The organism is Micromonospora endolithica (genome assembly GCF_003626595.1).
Lineage (GTDB): Bacteria > Actinomycetota > Actinomycetes > Mycobacteriales > Micromonosporaceae > Micromonospora > Micromonospora endolithica.
In genome coordinates this window covers 446795-463581 of sequence record NZ_RBAK01000004.1, presented here as the reverse complement: position 1 = coordinate 463581, position 16787 = coordinate 446795, and the positions used below count along the sequence as shown (strand labels likewise).

The 16787-nt window shown below is 73.0% G+C and carries 16 protein-coding genes; 6 read left to right on the top strand and 10 right to left on the bottom strand.

All coding sequences use genetic code 11. The annotated features are described in order from the left end of the window. Positions 1-8: 8 nt before the first annotated feature. From D7223_RS13915 to D7223_RS13895, 5 genes are all read right to left on the bottom strand, one after another. The gene (locus tag D7223_RS13915) at positions 9-1199 is read right to left on the bottom strand and encodes an acyl-CoA dehydrogenase family protein (protein WP_120728792.1); all 1191 of its coding nucleotides are present in this window, start codon (positions 1197-1199) and stop codon (positions 9-11) included. Continuing rightward, the gene (locus D7223_RS13910) at positions 1199-2527 is read right to left on the bottom strand and encodes an aminotransferase family protein (RefSeq protein ID WP_120728791.1); all 1329 of its coding nucleotides are present in this window, start codon (positions 2525-2527) and stop codon (positions 1199-1201) included. The genes D7223_RS13915 and D7223_RS13910 overlap by 1 nt, the downstream gene beginning before the upstream one ends. After that, on the bottom strand, positions 2520-3539 hold the full coding sequence (locus tag D7223_RS13905; protein WP_120728906.1) for a 3-oxoacyl-ACP synthase III family protein: 1020 nt from the start codon (positions 3537-3539) through the stop codon (positions 2520-2522). Before D7223_RS13905 ends, D7223_RS13910 begins: the two co-directional genes overlap by 8 nt. Positions 3540-3667: 128 nt before the next feature. Beyond that, a complete protein-coding gene (locus tag D7223_RS13900) occupies positions 3668-4201 on the bottom strand; it encodes a winged helix-turn-helix domain-containing protein (protein ID WP_120728790.1) in 534 nt (177 codons plus the stop codon). 26 nt (positions 4202-4227) lie between these two features. Then, positions 4228-4422 carry a hypothetical protein gene (locus tag D7223_RS13895; protein ID WP_120728789.1) on the bottom strand — a complete coding sequence of 65 codons (195 nt, stop codon included), beginning with the start codon at positions 4420-4422 and terminating at the stop codon, positions 4228-4230. Between the two features lie 330 nt (positions 4423-4752). On the opposite strand from D7223_RS13895, the gene D7223_RS13890 reads away from it, so the two are divergent. Further along, the gene (locus D7223_RS13890; protein ID WP_120728788.1) at positions 4753-5712 is read left to right on the top strand and encodes a LuxR C-terminal-related transcriptional regulator; all 960 of its coding nucleotides are present in this window, start codon (positions 4753-4755) and stop codon (positions 5710-5712) included. Here D7223_RS13890 and D7223_RS13885 read toward each other — a convergent pair. The 5 genes from D7223_RS13885 to D7223_RS13865 all read right to left on the bottom strand — a co-directional run bounded on the left by D7223_RS13885 (position 5639) and on the right by D7223_RS13865 (position 11335). After that, entirely contained in the window at positions 5639-6976 is a 1338-nt protein-coding gene (locus tag D7223_RS13885; RefSeq protein WP_120728787.1) for a cation:proton antiporter, read from the bottom strand. The two genes, D7223_RS13890 and D7223_RS13885, sit on opposite strands and share 74 nt — an antisense overlap. Positions 6977-7005: 29 nt before the next feature. After that, positions 7006-8385, bottom strand: coding sequence for an FHA domain-containing protein (locus D7223_RS13880; protein WP_120728786.1), 1380 nt, complete (start codon positions 8383-8385; stop codon positions 7006-7008). Continuing rightward, entirely contained in the window at positions 8382-8816 is a 435-nt protein-coding gene (locus D7223_RS13875; RefSeq protein ID WP_120728785.1) for a hypothetical protein, read from the bottom strand. The genes D7223_RS13880 and D7223_RS13875 overlap by 4 nt, the downstream gene beginning before the upstream one ends. 50 nt (positions 8817-8866) lie before the next feature. After that, on the bottom strand, positions 8867-10438 hold the full coding sequence (locus tag D7223_RS13870) for an FAD/NAD(P)-binding protein (protein ID WP_238161918.1): 1572 nt from the start codon (positions 10436-10438) through the stop codon (positions 8867-8869). Positions 10439-10513: 75 nt separating this feature from the next. After that, positions 10514-11335 carry a hypothetical protein gene (locus D7223_RS13865; RefSeq protein WP_120728784.1) on the bottom strand — a complete coding sequence of 274 codons (822 nt, stop codon included), beginning with the start codon at positions 11333-11335 and terminating at the stop codon, positions 10514-10516. Positions 11336-11866: 531 nt separating this feature from the next. Between D7223_RS13865 and D7223_RS13860 the strand changes: the two genes are divergently transcribed. The 5 genes from D7223_RS13860 to D7223_RS13840 all read left to right on the top strand — a co-directional run bounded on the left by D7223_RS13860 (position 11867) and on the right by D7223_RS13840 (position 16698). After that, positions 11867-12679, top strand: coding sequence for an AfsR/SARP family transcriptional regulator (locus D7223_RS13860; protein WP_158610886.1), 813 nt, complete (start codon positions 11867-11869; stop codon positions 12677-12679). Between the two features lie 127 nt (positions 12680-12806). After that, the gene (locus D7223_RS13855; protein WP_120728782.1) at positions 12807-14285 is read left to right on the top strand and encodes a lactonase family protein; all 1479 of its coding nucleotides are present in this window, start codon (positions 12807-12809) and stop codon (positions 14283-14285) included. Positions 14286-14445: 160 nt separating this feature from the next. Continuing rightward, positions 14446-14697, top strand: a complete 252-nt coding sequence (locus D7223_RS13850) for an anti-sigma factor family protein (RefSeq protein ID WP_120728781.1) — start codon at positions 14446-14448, stop codon at positions 14695-14697. Next, complete coding sequence (locus D7223_RS13845; protein WP_202864642.1) at positions 14670-15317, top strand: RNA polymerase sigma factor; 648 nt, start codon at positions 14670-14672, stop codon at positions 15315-15317. The genes D7223_RS13850 and D7223_RS13845 overlap by 28 nt, the downstream gene beginning before the upstream one ends. A gap of 133 nt (positions 15318-15450) precedes the next feature. Continuing rightward, complete coding sequence (locus D7223_RS13840) at positions 15451-16698, top strand: MFS transporter (RefSeq protein ID WP_120728780.1); 1248 nt, start codon at positions 15451-15453, stop codon at positions 16696-16698. The last annotated feature ends 89 nt before the right edge of the window (positions 16699-16787 follow it).

The following is a 16787-nucleotide window of genomic DNA, read 5'->3' as shown; positions in this document are numbered from 1 at the left end:
CGGGGTGGTCAGGCCGCGCGAAGCGGGGCGAGGACCGGCCGGTTCGGGACGACCGCGACCGGCTTCTTGATCATCTGGGTGAAGATGTTCTTGCGCTGGATGTCCGAGGTGCCGCCGGCGATCAGCGTGCCGAGGGAGTCGCGGACCGCCCGGGACACGTCGCCCTCCTCGTAGCCGGCGTGCCCGAACACCTGCATGGCGTCCAGGGCGGCGGCGGCCAGGCTCTCCGAGCCGGTCAGCTTCGCCGCCGACGACATCAGCGCGGCGTCCGGGTGTTCGGCCAGCAGCCGGTCCAGGGCGGCGTACGAGATCCACCGGGTGGTCTCGATGGCCAGCTTCATGTTGGTCAGCCGGCGTTGCACGTACTGGAATTCGGTGATCGGCTGGCGGAACGCGGTGCGGCCGCGGGCGAAGCGCAGCGTGTCGTCGAGGAGCCCCTCCAGGTACGCGGCGCCGACGACGCCGTAGAGCAGCCGGTCCAGGGTGATGGTGTCGTAGGTCAGGCTCAGCCCGTCGCCGGGCACGCCCAGGATGTCCGCGGGGTCCAGGTGCACCCCGTCGAAGCTGATCGCGCCGGTCGGGCTGGAGGTGTTGCCCAGCATCTCCTCGGCGGCACCGGTGCGGACGCCGGGCTGGTGCCGGTCGACCAGGAAGACGGTCACGTCCTGCTTGGCGGGCAGGCCACTGACCCGGCCCAGGACGTAGATCAGGTCGGCGGCGGGGGCGTTGGTGATGTGCACCTTCACGCCGACCAGCCGGTGTCCGCCGTCGACCGGGTGCGCGGTGGTGCTGACCCGCGCCACGTCCGACCCGCCGCGCTCCTCGGTCAGCGCGGTGGCGCCCACCGCGCCGACCATCAGCCGGTCGAGGTGATGCTGCTGGGTCTCGTCGCCGTGCCGCACGACGGCGCGCAGCAGGCCGGCGTGCGCGATGAGGGACAGGCAGAAGCCCAGGTCCCGGCTGCCCCGGACGATGCCCTCCAGCGCGGCGCAGAAGTCCCACCAGGTGCCCCCGTCACCGCCCCGGGACTCCGGCACCGGGATCCGCCAGAATCCCTGGTTCGCCAGTTCCCGCCAGGACAGCCGGTCGAGTTGCCGGGTGGCGGCGTGCGCGGCGCTGCGTGGCGCGACCGCGCTGCGCGCCAACTGCTCGTAGTGGTGGGACAGGGCCCGTTGCTGCGGGGTCCAGCCGAGTTTCATCAGGTGCTCCTTCGGTCGGCGACGGGAACGACCCGGTCGAGTGCGGCGGCGAACCGGTCGACGAGTTGGTCCAGTTCGGCGTCGGTGATGGTGAGCGGCGGGGCGACGATGACGGCCCGGGGCACCGCGTCGGTGCCCGCCGGATAGATCAGGAGTCGCTCCTCGAACGCGGCGGCGGTCAGCGCGGCGGCCGTGACGCCGTGGTCCCGGTCCGGGTCGTGCGGGGTGAGGTCGACTCCGAGGAGCAGACCGGCGCCCCGGACGTCGGCGGCCACGCCGCGGGCGGCGAGCACCGCGGCGAGCCCCCGCCGCAGCCGGTCGCCGGCCCGGGCGGCCCGCGCCGGTACGTCGTACCGGACCAGGAAGTCGACCACGGCGGCGGCGCTGGCCGCGGCGAGCGGGTTGGCACTGTAGGTGTGCCCGAGCGCGCTGGTGCCGCTGCCGTCGTGGATCGCGGCGTGGATCCGCGCGTCGACGAGCACCGCGCCGATCGGCAGGTAGCCGGCGCTCATGCCCTTGCCGAGCACCAGCAGGTCGGGTGCGACGGATTCGGCGTCCACGCCGAACCAGCGGCCGGTCCGCCCGAGCCCGGTCATCACCTCGTCGGCGATGAGCAGCACGTCGTGGCGGCGGCAGATCTCGGCCACCGCGGTCAGGTAGCCGGGCGGTGCCGGCACCGCGCCTCCGGCCGCCCCGACGACGGGCTCCATGATGAACGCCGCGACGTTCCCCGGCCCGGCGGCGAGGATCGTCTGCTCCACGGCGGACGCGCAGTCCAACGCGCAGGTGTCCCGGGTCAGGCCGAAGGGGCACCGGTGGCAGTCGGCGCGCGGGGCGCGCGGCAGGTCCGGCAGCAGCGCGGCCAGCGGTCGGCGGCGGGCCTCGTGCCCGGAGACGGCCAGCGCGCCCAGCGTGGCGCCGTGGTAGCTGACGTCCCGGGACACCACCAGCCGTCGTTCCGGCCGGCCGACCTCCTGCCAGTACTGCAGCGCCAGCCGGATCGCGGCCTCGGTGCCCTCCGACCCGCTGTTGGTGAACTGGACGTGACTCAGGTCGCCGGGGGCGAGACGGACCAGCTCGGCGGCGAGGCGTTCGGCCGGTTCGTTGGCGAACTGGGTGCGGTAGCAGTAGGTGATGGTGTCCAGCTGGGCACGGATCGCGTCGAGGATCTCCGGGTTGCCGTGCCCCACGTTGACCGCGATCGCGCTGGAGCAACCGTCGAGGTACTCGCGTCCCTGGTCGTCGTAGAGGTAGCACCCGGCGGCCCGGGCCGCCCGGGGGTATTCCACCCGCAGGTCCGGCGGGAGGACCCGGCTCGTCTCACCCATCGCGGAGTCCCGCGTGCTCGTGGCGGTCGGCGGCCCACCGGTGCAGCGACGCCCCCGCGGTCATCCCGCCGCCGAAGCCGATCAGCACGACGTAGCCGGCTCCGCGCAACCGGCCGCTGCGCACCGCGTCGTCCAGCGTCACCGGCACCGACGCGGCGCCGGTGTTGCCGTACCGCGGGTAGGTGTGGTGCAGCTGGTCGGGCCGGAGCCCGAAGTCGGCGGCCACCTGGTCCAGCAGGACGCCGTTGGCCTGGTGGGGGATGACCAGGTCCAGGTCGCCGGCCTCCAGGCCGCCGTCCTTGAGCAGCTCGTCGAGCAGGGCGGGGAAGATCTCCTCGACGTACGTGCGGACGTCCCGCCCACGCATCTTGAAGTACTGGTCGCCGCAGGCGCGGGCGTTCTCGTCGCAGGCCAGCCGTGACCCGCCGGCGGGCACCCGGACCAGGTCGTGCAGCCGGCCGTCGCTGACCATCCGGGAGGTCAGCATCCCGTGGCCGGCGGGCACCGGACCGAGTACCACCGCCCCGGCGCCGTCACCGAACAGGACGCAGGTCCGCCGGTCGGTGTAGTCGAGCTGGCGGCTGTACACGTCGGCGCCGATGACCAGCGCGTACCGGGTCCGCGAATCGGCGCCGAGCAGCCCCCGGGCCACGTCCAGGGAGTAGATGAAGCTGGTGCAGACGGCGTTCACGTCGAACGCGGCGGCCCGGTGCGCGGCGATGTCCCGCTGCACCAGGACCGCGGTGGCCGGCTGCGGATGGTCCGGTGTGGACGTACCGACGACGATGAAGTCCAGGTCGTCGGCGGTGATCCCGGCCGCCGCCAGCGCCTCGCGGGCGGCGGCGGTGGCGCAGTCGGAGGTGGCCTCGGTGTCCAGGGCCCGGCGTCGCTCCCGGATGCCGGTCCGGTCCACGATCCAGTCGGCGGCGACGTCGAGCCGTTCGACCAGGGTGTCGTTACTGACGACCGTCGACGGAAGGTACGAACCCGTACCGATGATTCCAAATTGCATGATCGCTCCCAGCACTCGTCCTCGGCGATCGCCAATCGGTTCGGATCGGTCCCGAGGAGGGGACGTCGATGCACCCCACGCTAGGGCGGCGACAGTGACCGGACCGTCACCGGCGCATGGCGGCGGCGTCAGGCCGCGTTCTCACCGCACTCCAGCACGTAGCCCCGCCCCCACACGGTGTGGATCACCAGCTGCAGCGGCTTGATGCGCCGGCGCAGTCGGAGGATCTGCAGGTAGAGGCCATTGGGGGCGGCCTCGCAATCGGGCCAGCACAGGTCCGTCAGCTCACCGCGGTCGACCACGTCGCCGTACGACGCCACCAGCCGGCGCATGATCACCGCCTCCAGCGGGGACAGTGGCGTCTGGCGGTCCCGGACCCGCAGCAGGTTCTGCCGGGTCACCACCGGGCGGCCGGCCAGCGCCGCCCGGGCCAACAGGGTACGCACCCGCACCCGGGCGTCCTCCCGCTCCACCGGCAACCGGACCCAGTCCTCCAGCGCGTCCGGGCAGGGTGGTGCCGGGACCCCCGGCTCCACGACCAGCAGCCGGGGAACCCCCCGCAGCCGGCACTCCTCCCGTCGCCGCAGCTCGGTCGGCCACCGTACGATCGCCACCCCGAGATCACCGAGCGCCGCGACGGACGCCCGCTCCACGTGGCTCATCCGGTTCCTCCCGCCCTCGCGGGCCCTCAGCAGCACCAGACGCCGCTCGACGGCGTGGGCGGGGAATCGTCGGCGAGGTGCGCCGTCGACACCACGGTCGTTATCTGGCCGTTATCCGCATACGTCGCGTTAACGAAAAGCTGCGCGAAAGGCACGCCTACCACGAAGGCCAGGACCACAGCCAGCCGGATGACGACCCATACATTGACCGAGTTGCGCATTTCTTCACTCCCCCAGACTCATTGACGGCCGACGAACCGGTCGCCGGCACTCACTCCATCCTGACGACGCCGCCCGTCGGCGCGGAAGGGCCGGGACGGTACGTGAACACGCCGTGGCGTGTACGCGTCGTCCCGGCGAGGTGACCATCCGTCCGCCCGAAGCTGGGGCGAACTGCGCGGACAGTCCGATTTGGAGCGACGCTCGTGGTGCCGGTGAGACTTGCGGGCGTCGGGACTTTACGCACTACTAGGAGTACCGACAGACGGGACTGGGGCATGGTGGAAGACGGTGGTCCGTCGCCGGTGGGCAGACAGACCGAGGAAATTGCCGTGGCGATTTACAAACAGGCTTTCCGGTTCGGATCCGGCTCGGTCGGCCAGGCGGCCGAGGTATTGGGGCTGTCCGTCGAGGAACACGATGCCGGCCTGCGGGAACTCATTCGACTCGGCCTGGTGACCGCGGGCCGCGACGATCCGGACGTGGTGACGGTGGTGCCTCCGGAGATCGCGATCGTCCGGGTGCTGGAACGCGACCGGGAGACGCTCACCCGGTACCGGGACACCATCGCCGCCACCAGCGAATCGCTGGAACGCATCGTCGAGCGGTTCCTCCCGCTCGGCCCGGGCCCCCGGCTGGACCTGGAGTTCGAGGTCATCGAGGACCTCGCGCGGGTGGCGGAGATGCTGGACATGATGACCGACCTGGGCCGCGACGAGATGCTGTCCATGCACCCGGGCCCCCTGCCGCCGGAGCACCTGCTGCGGGAGGGCCTGGCCCGGGACCGGCGCCTGGGTGAACGCGGGCTGAGCCTGCGGGCCCTCTACGTCAAGCAACTGACCACCACCCCGTACGTCGCCACCTACCTGCGCGAACTGATCTCCTTCGGCTACGAGATCCGGACCACCACCACGCTGCCCATCCGGATGATCATTTGTGACGCGCGGCGGGCGCTGATCCCGCTGGACCCGACGCACGGCCAGGCCGGAGCGATCGCCATCGACGGCGAGGTGATGGTCCGTTCCCTGGTTCGCGTCTTCGAGCACTGCTGGCAGGACTCCTCACCGCTCGCCGGCAGCCTCAACGAGCAGCCCGCCAACCAGCTCACCGAGCAGGAGCACACCGTGCTCCGGCTGCTGGCCGTGGGGATGAAGGACGAGCAGATCGGCCGCGCCATCGGCGTCTCGGTGCGGACCGTCTCCCGGACCGTCAGCGACCTCATGCGGCGTCTCGGCGTGCAGAGCCGCTTCCAGGCCGGCGTCCGGGCGGCGCAGGCCGGCTGGGTCGAGTGACCGCCGGGTACGCCAGGGCGAGGCGCCGCGGTGGTGCCGGCGCGGTGTCCGGCCGGGCGGTGGCCGGGTCGGCGCCGTCCCGCCGCACCCCGAGCGCCCACAGCGCCGGGCCGGCCATCATCGTGGTGAGCAGCGCCATCGCCACCATGACCGAGAACACCAGTGGACCGATCAGTCCCACCTGGAGCCCGACGGTGAGCACCACGATCTCGGTCAGGCCACGGGTGTTCATCAGGGTGGAGACGGTGAGCGCCTCGCGCGGGCCGAGCCCGCCGAGCCGAGCCGTCGGGTACGTGCCGAGCAGCTTGGCGACCACCGCCACGACCACCACCAGGGCAAGGTCGCCCAGCACCTCCGGCCGCATCCGGGACAGGTCCACGTTGAGCCCCGCGACGGCGAAGAAGACCGGTACGAGCACCGTGTCGTTGACCGGCGCCAGCCGGGCGGCGATCCGCTCCCGCAGCTCCGTCATCCCCTCGCGCGGCATCACCGCGCCGAACAGGAAGGCGCCGAAGATGTAGTGCGCCCCGATCCACTCGGCCGCCGCGCAGGACACCAGCAGGCCGGTCAACACGGCGGCGAGCGCCCCGGTGCCGGCCCCCGCCCGGCGCAGCAGCCGCCGCAGCAACGGCCGGACCAGGTAGAGGTGGGCCAGCAGGTACGGCACGGCCAGCGCCAACCGCCACATCTGCTGGCCCTGGGCGCCCGCGTAGGCCACCGCCGCGTAGAGCAGGCCCCAGGCCAGCACGTCGTCGATGGCCGCCGCCGCCAGCGACAGGTTGCCGGCCCGGACGCGGTGCAGGCCGTGCTCGGTGACGATCCGGGCGAGCACCGGGAAGGCGGTGACGGCCACCGCCACCCCGATGAAGAACGCCGTCGCCGACGCGTCCGCCGCGCCGTGCCGGCGCACCAGCCACCAACCGAGGACGGTGCCCAGAACCACCGGCACCGCCAGCGCGCCGAGCGCCACCACCACCGCCTGACGTCCGCTGGCCCGCAGCATCCGCCGGTCCAGCTCGTAGCCGACCAGGAACACGAAGAGCACCAGCCCCACCGTCGCCAGCGCGCCCAGGGCGGTCCGGGCGGACTCCGGGAACAACCGGTCGCTGAAGTCGCCCAACAGGGTGGGGCCGAGCAGCACGCCGGCCAGGATCTCGCCCACCACCCGTGGTTGCCGCAGCCGGACCGCCGCCTGCCCGAGCAGCCGAGCCACCGCGACGATGATCGCCAGGTCCACCAGGAAGATGACCACACCCTCGCCCATGGATCGTCCTCACTTTCGCGCGATAAGCGTCAGATTCCGCGATGCGAGTGGTACCGCAGCGTGCGCAGGCCGATCCGCAGCCAGGAGCCGGGCGCGACGACGACCGGTACGCCCGGCCGCAGCCGGTCCCACTGGTTGCGCTCCTCGACCCACACGAAGGTGCCGTTGGTGGAGCCGTTGTCGGTCAGCCGGACGTCCCAGCCGTCGATGTCGACGCGGGCGTGCACCCGGGACACCGAGGCGTCCCGGTCGTCCACCGCCAGCGGCTCGCACCCGCCGTCGCCGCCGTCGCCGCTGTCCGGCGACCGGCCCAGCAGGTATCCCCGGTCCAGCGGGTAGGTGGAGCCGTCGTCGAAGGTCAGCACGCCGAGCGGGGGCCGCGGTCCCGGCTCCGGGTCCAGGCCGCCGTTGGCGTTGGACAGCCCGCAGGTGCCGCAGTACGGGGCGCGGGGGTCGTTCAGGTGACCGTCGCGGCACCGTACGCCCAACACTGTCGGCGTCGGCGCGGGACCGGCGCCGGCGCGCGGGCCGGGCCCCTCCGGTGCGGCCGGTCCGGTGGCCGGCGGCGCGGAGATCGGGTGCACCGGCACCGACGGCGCGTCCGGGTCGGGCGCCGGCGGTGCGGACACCGGCTGCACCAGTGCCGACGCCACGTCCGGGCCGGTCGGCGGGACCGGAGGCGCGGTCGGCGTCGCCGGCGGCCGGTCCGTCGCCGGGGGCAGGCACGCCGTGCAGGCGCACTGCTCCGGGTGACCGGTCGTCGCCGGCGCGGCGACACAGGCCGCGCAGCCGCACATCCGCGGATGGCCGGAGGACACCGGCGGTGGCACGTTCAGCAGTGGTCCGACCGGTGGCGCGGGCGGCGGCACGTTGAGTAACGGCCCGACCGGCGGCGCGGGGGACGTGGGCGCCGCGGCGTCGGCGGCCAGGACGCCGCCGGCCCGGATCACCCCGGACTGCAACACGCTCCAGTCGTCGGCGTCGCGGTCGGTCGCCTCCTCGCCGAGCCGGACGCTGGTCAGGGTGACGTCCGGGTCCACCAGCCGGTTGACGCAGGTGACCGACTCGCGGCCGTCGAGGTGGATCGGGCCCACCGGCCCGGAGAGCGTGGCCAGGGCCCGGCCGTGCAGCAGTACCGCCCAACCGTCGGGGCACGGCCCGAAGGCGCACAGGGCCGGGTAGCCACCGGCGTCGCCGTCGTCGCTGAGCAGGTGCGTCAACCGGCGGCACAGGTCCCGCCCGTCGCCGCGGGCGGCCACCTCGCCGAGAGTGTCCAGCAGCCGGTTGACCTGCGGAGCCCACTCGGCGCTCGCGTCGCAGAGCAGGACGAGATCGCCCTGCCGGGCCAGGATCCCGTCGCCGGGCACCGGGCGGAGCACCGGCCGTACGCTGTTGATGTCGATAGTCACAGCAACCTCCCACCGTGGAAACGCCATCGGATGAACGGCACCCGCATCGGCCCCTGGGCGACCAGCCAGACCGCGATCCAGACCGCGGTGAAGTGCCAGAGGAAGGCCGCGAGTACGGGTGGCCCGGCGCCGGGGACGTGTCCGGCCCGCAGCAACAGCCAGACGAGCAGGCCCTCCGGCACGAGGGTGACCAGCGCGAAGAGGGTGGGCCAGTCCTTCTCCCAGCGCCACTGCATCAGCAGGTGGTACACGCACTCCCAGGCCACCCCGAGGACGGCCACGGTGGCGAGCACGATGAACGTCTCCCGGTAGTGGTCGCCCCACCCACCGGGTATCGGCAGGACCGGGGCCAGGACCAGGGTGACCACCCCGCCGACCACCGCGAGCAGGAACAACCGGGTCTGAATTCGACCGAGCAAGGTCGGTACCATCACACTCCCCTTCTGTCGTCGGGTCCGGACTCGCTGGCGTCGCCGACCCTTCAGATCGGCCGGTCGCGCAGCCAGCGCCACCATTCGCGCAGTGACCGGGCCGGTCCGATCCGGTTGCCGAACCCCATTCGGGCCAGATCCTCCTGGATCTCCTGGGCGGCGATCTGCAGACCGAGGAAGGTGTCCACGCCGGGGAAGTAGCCGCCCAGGGTGGCCGCACCGGAGGCGTAGATCCGGCCGTCACCGCTGGCCGCGCCGCGTACCTCGAACGCCCGGGACACGTCGAGCCGGCCGATCGGGTTGCGCCCGGCGTTGGCGTGCCGGAGCAGGTCGTTGATGACCCGGTGGGAGGTGATGTCACCGTCCAGGCCGGTGCAGTCGATGACGTAGTCGGCGCACAGCTCCACCCGGCTGGAGTCGGAGTCCACGTACGCCCGCAGCCGCCCGTCCGGGCCCTGCTGGAGGTCGCCCATCGTGCCGGCCAGGGACCGGTACCAGCCGCCGTTCTTGCCCTCGCGCAGCTGCCGCTGCCAGTGCCGGCGGTAGGCGGTGTTGGTGCCGCCGATCTCGGCGTAGATCCGCGCCCGGTCCCGCCCCTCGCTGCGCCGCGCCCGGGCCTTGAGCTGGCCGCCCCACACCGACTTCGGATAGTTGAAGCCCTGGTAGGCGAAGCCGTCCCCGCCGGCCCGCCGGGACCACGGGTGCGGGCCGTGCGCGCCCTCCACGTAGGTGCGGAAGAGGTGCACGATCTCGGTCTGCAGGCCGTGTCGCTTCCGCTCGCTGATCAGCCGTTCCGACACCCGGGACGCGACGATGCCGGAGCCGCGGATGAGCACCCGTCCGGTCCGCTGCCGCAGCGCGGTGTAGACGTGCTCGTGGTCCTCGTAGGCGTTGACCACCCGGTGGAAGTCCGAGGTGTCCCGGAACTGCCGCAGCTCGGGCAGGAACTTCAACCCGGCGTAGCCGACCGCGAGGTGCACGAACCAGGACCGGTAGGCCACCATCCGCGACGGTCCGCCGGGCTCGTTGACGGCCAGCACGGTGAAGTAGCCACCACCCCAGCGCCGCCGGACGGTGCGGACCTGGCCGGTGTCCAGCATGTCCCAGTACCGGATCCGGGCGGCCTCCCGTTCCATCCCGGTGAGCACCATGCCCAACCGGGGGGTGTAGAAGTCGGCGAAGTCCGGTTCCCGCAGCACCTGCCACAGCGGGCGGGCGCTGCGGGTCCGAATCGCCTCGGTCAGGGCGTACGACGGGAAGCCCCACACGTTGTCCGGACGCGACGCGGAGTCGGAGCGGATCCGCTCGGCGCGCGGGATCTGCGACACCCGGGTCAGGTACTCGTAGGTGCGCCAGGGACGGTCCAGATTGGACAGCACCCGGATGTCCTCCGGGGGCACGCCGGCGATCCGCAGGTAGTCGACGGTCACGAAGCTGCCGATCCCGCCACCGACGGAGACGAACGGCACGTCGGTCACCGGCAGTCCGGCCTCCCGTACCATCTCGTCGCTCCACCAGTCGCTCGCCTCCAGGTCCGGCGGCAGGTCCTGCGGACCGGGCTGCCGCCCCAGGTCGTCATAGACCCTGGTCTCGTCCAGCAGGGTGCCCTCGCTCGCTATCACCGGATTCGCCTCCTCGGTAGCCGGTACGACGACCGGACGGCTCGGGCCGCCGATGTCGCCTGCTACCACGGGACGCTAGGTCCGGCGGCGTCGCTCGACCGTCGGTACGGCGTCACAGTCCCCCGCCGCCGACGCCCGCCCTGCGGGGGCGAGGCCGACCGCGAAGCCGCCGACCACGCCCCACCGCTGCGGCGGCCAGTCCACGTCCCGCAGGTCGGCGTCGGCGGGCAGGACCTGGGTCGGCACGCCGACCAGTGCCGCCTCCCGGGCCAGCAGCCGCGCCGAGAACTGCGCCGCACCGAGGTCGCGGTAGACGTCCAGCAGCGCGCCGGCCTGGTACGGGTCCAGCACGTCGGGCCAGGTGACCCGCCAGAGGACCAGGGCGGGGGCGACACCCTGACCGAACCCGTCGGGGGTCAACCGCCGGGCGACCCGCAGCGGCCACTGCGCCGGCGCCCGGACCGGGACCAGGCGGACGCCGGTCCGTGGCGGACCCCCGTCGGACCCGCACCACCACAGCCCCTGCGGCAACCCGGACACGTCCATGGTGACCACGAAGGGGTCCAGGAGCGAGCCGAGACCGGCCAGCGCGGACAGCCCGCCGAGCAGGTACGCGAGGCGGGCGGCCGGCACCGGTCCGCCGGCGCCGGTGTGCCGGCCCGCGTCGACGGCGGTCAGCGCGGCCAGGGCCTCCGGCCGGCCCGGGCGGATGGCGGGCAACCACCGGCCGACCACGTCACCGGCGGCGGTGGCCACGCTCGCAGCCGGGCCGCGCCGGCGGGTCACGGCGGACCGGTGGCGTCCGGCCGACCACAGGTCCCACTCGAGCGCGGTCCAGCCGGCGGTGGGCACGCCGGAGGCGGGACGCGGACCAGCCCCGTACCAGTCGAACACCACGTCGACCTCCTTCCGACCCGCCGCCCTCAGGCGGGCGCGGCCGGGACGCGAAATCCGTCACCGACTATGGAATGCGTGTCTCGAACAATGACACGACGCGCTGAGGATTGCGTGCCCGACAACTGTTGGCCGGTGCCCGCCATGGCGTGATGACGCCTGTAATCACGGAAAGATATAGCCAAGGATTTCGGTTCCGGATCCCAGCCGCAACGCCGGCCTGCGTCACTCTGCGCCACCGGATAGGCCGTCCCTCCGTCATGCCAATGCCTCGATAGCCGGTCATTCCGGACAGGTGACGATGCGGAGAGTTCGGCCGCGACGAGCGTCGTCGGGAGCGGTATTCGTTGACGGTCGAGACGCCACGTTGCACGGTGAATGGCGACGGCAACGTCCCGGGAGTTCCGAAAACCGGCCGGTCCGCACGTGGCTGACCATCGGATCGCCCGTCCCGGCCGCCGCATTCCGCGACGACCGACACACCCTCGTCACCGACGACGGTGTCACCCCGTGCCCGTCGACCGGAGGTCATCCATGCGCAACTCCGCCCCGCAGCCGATCCAGGACCCCTCGACCACCGAGGCAACCCCCTCGTACGCCGACAACGTCGTTCCCCTGCGCCGCACCGGTACGCGGACAGCCGCCGCGGACAACCGCACCGCACGGCTACAACTGCTGGGCGCCTTCGAGCTGCACTGCGGCGACCGGCGGATCCCGGTCGGCGCGGCCGCCCAGCGGCTGCTCGCCCTGCTGGCCCTGCGGCAGCACCCGCTGGCCCGCAACACCGCCGCCGGCATGCTCTGGCCCGACGTGACCGACCAGCGGGCGCAGGCGAACCTGCGCACCGCCCTGTACCGGCTCAACCAGGTCTGCTCGGGACGCGTGGTGGAGGCGACCGCCCACACCGTACGGCTCTCGCCCTCGGTGTCGGTGGACGCGACCGAGGTCGCGGAGTTCGCCACCACCCTGCTCGACGACCCGACCCGGCTGCCGGCCCGCTGGCCCGCCATCGAGTCGATGCACCGGGACCTGTTGCCGGAGTGGGACCACGGGTGGCTGCGCCCGGAGCAGCAGCGCTACCGCAGCCTTCGGCTGCACTGCCTGGAGGCGCTGTGCGACCGGCTCCTGCAGCGCGGCCGGTTCGGCCAGGCCGCGGACGCCGTCCTGGCCGTGGTGCACGCCGACCCGTTCCGGGAGAGCGCGCACGGCAAGTTGATCCGGGTCTACCTCGCCGAGGGCAACCGCAACGAGGCGGTGCAGCACTACCTGCACTACCGCCGGACCCTCCGCGACGAGCTGGGCCTCAACCCCTCCCCCGAGATCGGCCAGCTGGTCAACGCCGCCTGAGGGACCCGCGGCGACGCCACGACGCCGCGAGTGCCACGGCCCGGTGACACCGCCGGACCACAGTGGAGGACGGCACGCACGCACGACCGACCGACGACGCGACAGCGCAACAGCAAAGGAGACTCGGATGAGACACCGCGCAGAGCCCGCGACCCGGTACCCGTGGTCGGCGCCGGGCGGCCGGCACCGCGACCCGGAGACCGGTGGCCGCACCGGCAACCGCAGCGCCCTGGCCGTGACGGCCGTGTTCCTCAGCGCGGCGGTCGCCGGGCTGCTCACCATGCCGCACGTGGTCAACGCCGACGACGGCGCGGACGGCGGCAACGGCGACGACACCGCCACCACGACGGACACCCGCCAGGCTGCCGGCGGCGGCACCGACCTGCGCCGGGGGGCGGTGTTCCTGATGTCCAACGCGGAGGAGGGCAACGAGGTGGTGGCCTTCTCCCGGGCCTCCGACGGCGAACTCACCGAGGTCGACCGTTACCCGACCGGCGGCACCGGCAGCGGCAGCTTCGAGGACAGCGCCAATGCCCTGGTGGTGGGCAGCGCCGAGGGTGAGGCCTCGCCCAACATGCTGGTCGACCAGCACCGACTGCTGTTCGTGCCGAACGCCGGGAGCAGCACCATCTCGGTCTTCCAGATCAACGCCGACAACCTGGAGCTGGTCGAGGAGGTGCCGTCGGGCGGGCAGAAGCCGGTCAGCCTGACGGTCAACAACGGCCTGCTGTACGTGCTCAACAGTGGCGAGACCGCCAACCACCTCTTCGACGAGGACACCAACGTGCTGGAGAACTGCACCAGCGGCGCCCGCCCGGAGATCACCGGGTTCTCGGTGTCCAGCGGGGGTGGGCTGACCCCGGTGCGCAACTCCACCCGGCAGTTGTCCGGGCAGGCGCACTCCGGCTGCGCCCAGGTGTCCTTCAGCGCTGACGGCCGGTCGCTGCTGGTGACCGAGCGCCTGGCCAAGCTGCCGGCGCACGAGGACAGCGAGGTCGAGGACGACGAGGGAACGGTGGTCACCTTCCAGGTCCGCAAGGACGGCACGCCGGGACGCAAGCGGGTGCACGACGCCACCGGGCGCGGCCCGTTCGGTTTCGCGGTCACCCGCAGCGGCACCGTGCTCACCACCGAGCAGTTCGGCGGATTCGCCAACGACAACGCCTCGGCGGTCGCCTCGTACACGTTCGACGAGGACGGTGGGCTCGAGGCGAGCAGCGAGTCGGTGTTCAACAAGCAGACCGACACCTGCTGGGTGGTGGTCAACGGCGACGAGTCGCTGGCGTACGCCTCCAGCCCGTTCGGCGACGGGACCATCTCCAGCTTCTCGGTCACCGACGGCGTGCCGGAGCTGCTGCACGAGTCGGCCTCGGCCGAGGACGGCAAGGACCGCAAGAACGACCACGTGCCGACCGGGGCGACCGACCTCGCCCTGAGCTCGGACAGTCGCTACCTCTACCAGCTGAACTCCTTCGAGGGCACGCTCACGGTGTTCAAGGCCAACCAGGACGGGTCGCTGGCGTACGTCGAGGACCACCGGGTGTTCGATCTGGAGGTCTTCGGCGAGGGCGGTGAGGGTGACCCGATGGGCGTGGCGGTGATCTGACCGTGCTCCGCCCTGCACCGACCCGCGTGGGGACCGGCTCGACGGCCGGTCCCCACGCGGGTCCGATGTCGCCTCCGGACGACGGGAGCGACGAGGCGATCACGTATCGTCGACCGAGGACGAGTACGTGCGAGATCACGGCCCCGCCGAGGAGTGCCCCATGCACGAGTTGACCTGCGCTCAGATGGTCGAGTCCATCACCGACTACCTGGAGGGCGCGCTGCCGCCGGACGAACTGGAGAGCTTCCGCGCCCACCTGCTCAGTTGCGACGGCTGCGACGCGTACCTCGACCAGATGCGGTCCACGGTACGACTGCTGCGCGCCGCGCCCGGGCACCGGCTGCCCGTGGCGGTCGAGTCCGCGATCGTCCGTACGTTCCGCGAGTGGAACGGCACGAGGGCGGACCAGTGACGGTCGACCTGGCGGGCCTGCTCGCCGGCGACGAGGACGCGTTCCGGGATCTCGTCCGGGCACACCAGGCGACCATGATGCGGCTGGCGCTCCTGCACGTGCGCAGCGTCGCCGACGCCGAGGAGGTCGTGCAGGAGACCTGGCTGGCCGTTCTCCAGGGCATCGACGGGTTCGAGGGCCGGGCGTCGCTGCGCACCTGGATCTGCCGGATCCTGCTGAACATCGCCCGGCGCCGGGCCGGGCAGGAGTCCCGCAGCGTCCCGATGTCCGGCCTGCCGGGCGCGGACGGCGGGCCGACGGTGGACCCGGACCGCTTCATCTCGGCGGGGCCGAACGCCGGCCACTGGAGCGTGCCGCCCCGCCGGTGGGGCCGCCAACCCGAGGACCTGCTCCTCGCCGGGGAACTGCGGGAGCTGCTCGGCGACGCCGTCCGCCAGCTGAGCCCCGGGCAGCGCGAGGTGATCACCATGCGCGACGTGGAGGGCTGGACCAGCACCGAGGTCTGCGAGCTGATGGAGATCAGCGAGGGTCACCAGCGCGTCCTGCTGCACCGGGCCCGGGCCCGGGTCCGGCAGACGGTCGAGGCGTACCTGGAGCGGCAGAGCAGCCCGGCCACCTGAGCGGCCCCGGCGACAATCGTGGCGGCCCGGCTGTAACGCCCGGCCCTCCGCACGCCACTGGACGGATATGTGAACCGTCCGTGCGCCCGGTGCCCGTCCGCCGGGACGTGCCCGCTCTGCGAGAGGTGCAGCCATGACGATGACCAAGGAGACGACCGACGACCGGCCGCAGGGCCAACCGCCGGGCTACCTGTCGGTCCTGCGCAGCCCCGGGATGGCGGCGTGGTTCGCGGCCGCGGTCTGCCAGCGCCTTCCGATCGCGATGGCCCCGCTGGCGCTGGTGCTGCTGGGGCGCGAGGTGACCGGTTCGTTCGCGGTGGGTGCGCTGCTCGCCGGGGCCTTCGCCCTCGCCGAGGCGGCGGCGGCCGGTGTCATGGGCCGCCGCTTCGACCGCCGGCCGGCCGGGCCGGAGCTGCGCCTGGTGCTGGCCGTCCAGGCGGTCGCCCTGCTGGCTCTGGTCGGGGCCTCCCGGGTGCTCGACGGCGCCGTGGTGGTGGTCGCGATGATCATCCTCGCCGCGCTGGCCGGTGCGGTCGCCTCCGGCGCCCACGGCGGCCTGCGGGCGTTGGTGGTGCGCAGCGTGCCGCAGGAGAGCCAGCACTCCGCGCTGGGCCTGGAGGCGTCGATGACCGCGCTGATGTGGGCGGTCGGCCCGGCCGTCATCGGCGCGCTGGCCTTCCTCGGTGGCCCCGCGGTCTCGCTGGTGGTCACGGCCGGGGTCGCCGCCGTCGGCGTGCTGGTCGCCGGCGCCCTGGTCGACCCGGGCCGGGCGGCGACGGACCCGGGACACGAGGAGAGCGTCTGGCGGCTGTCCTGGCCGGCGATGACGCACGAGGCCGCGGTGCTGCTGACGGTGGGTGCCGCGTACACCGCGCTGCCGGCGCTGCTGGAGCGCCTCGGCGGCGACGCCGACCTGTCCGGCCTGGCGCTGGGTGGTTTCGCGGTGGCCGGCATCGCCGGTGGCATCGTCTACGGTGCGCGGCGCTGGCCGGCCAGCTACCGGAGCCAGACCACCGTGCTGATCCTCGCGCTGTGCGCGATGGTGCTGGTCGCCGCCCTGGCCGGCACGGTGCCCCTGGTGATCGCGCTGCTGCTGGCCGGCGGTTTCGCCAGCACCCCGGCGCTCACCGCCCGGGGTGCCGGGTTGCAGCAGATGCTGCCCGAGTCGCAGTGGTCCGCCGGGTTCTCCGGCCTGTACGCCGCCGGCGGCATCGGCTTCGGCCTCGCCGGCCTGGTGGTGGCCCCGCTGCTGGCCTCGGTCGGCCCGCACGTCGCGCTGGCGGCCTGTGCGCTTCTGGCCGCCGCTCTCACCGCGGTCGGCACGCTCGCCGAGGCCCGGTTGACCCGGACCTCGGCACCCGAGCCCGTCCCGTCCCACTGACCACTCCACCCACCCGCGGTTTCGCGGAAACAGTGGCCATTCCCGGGTGGAATGGCCACTGTTTCTCGCCGGAGTGCGGCGGGAGAGCG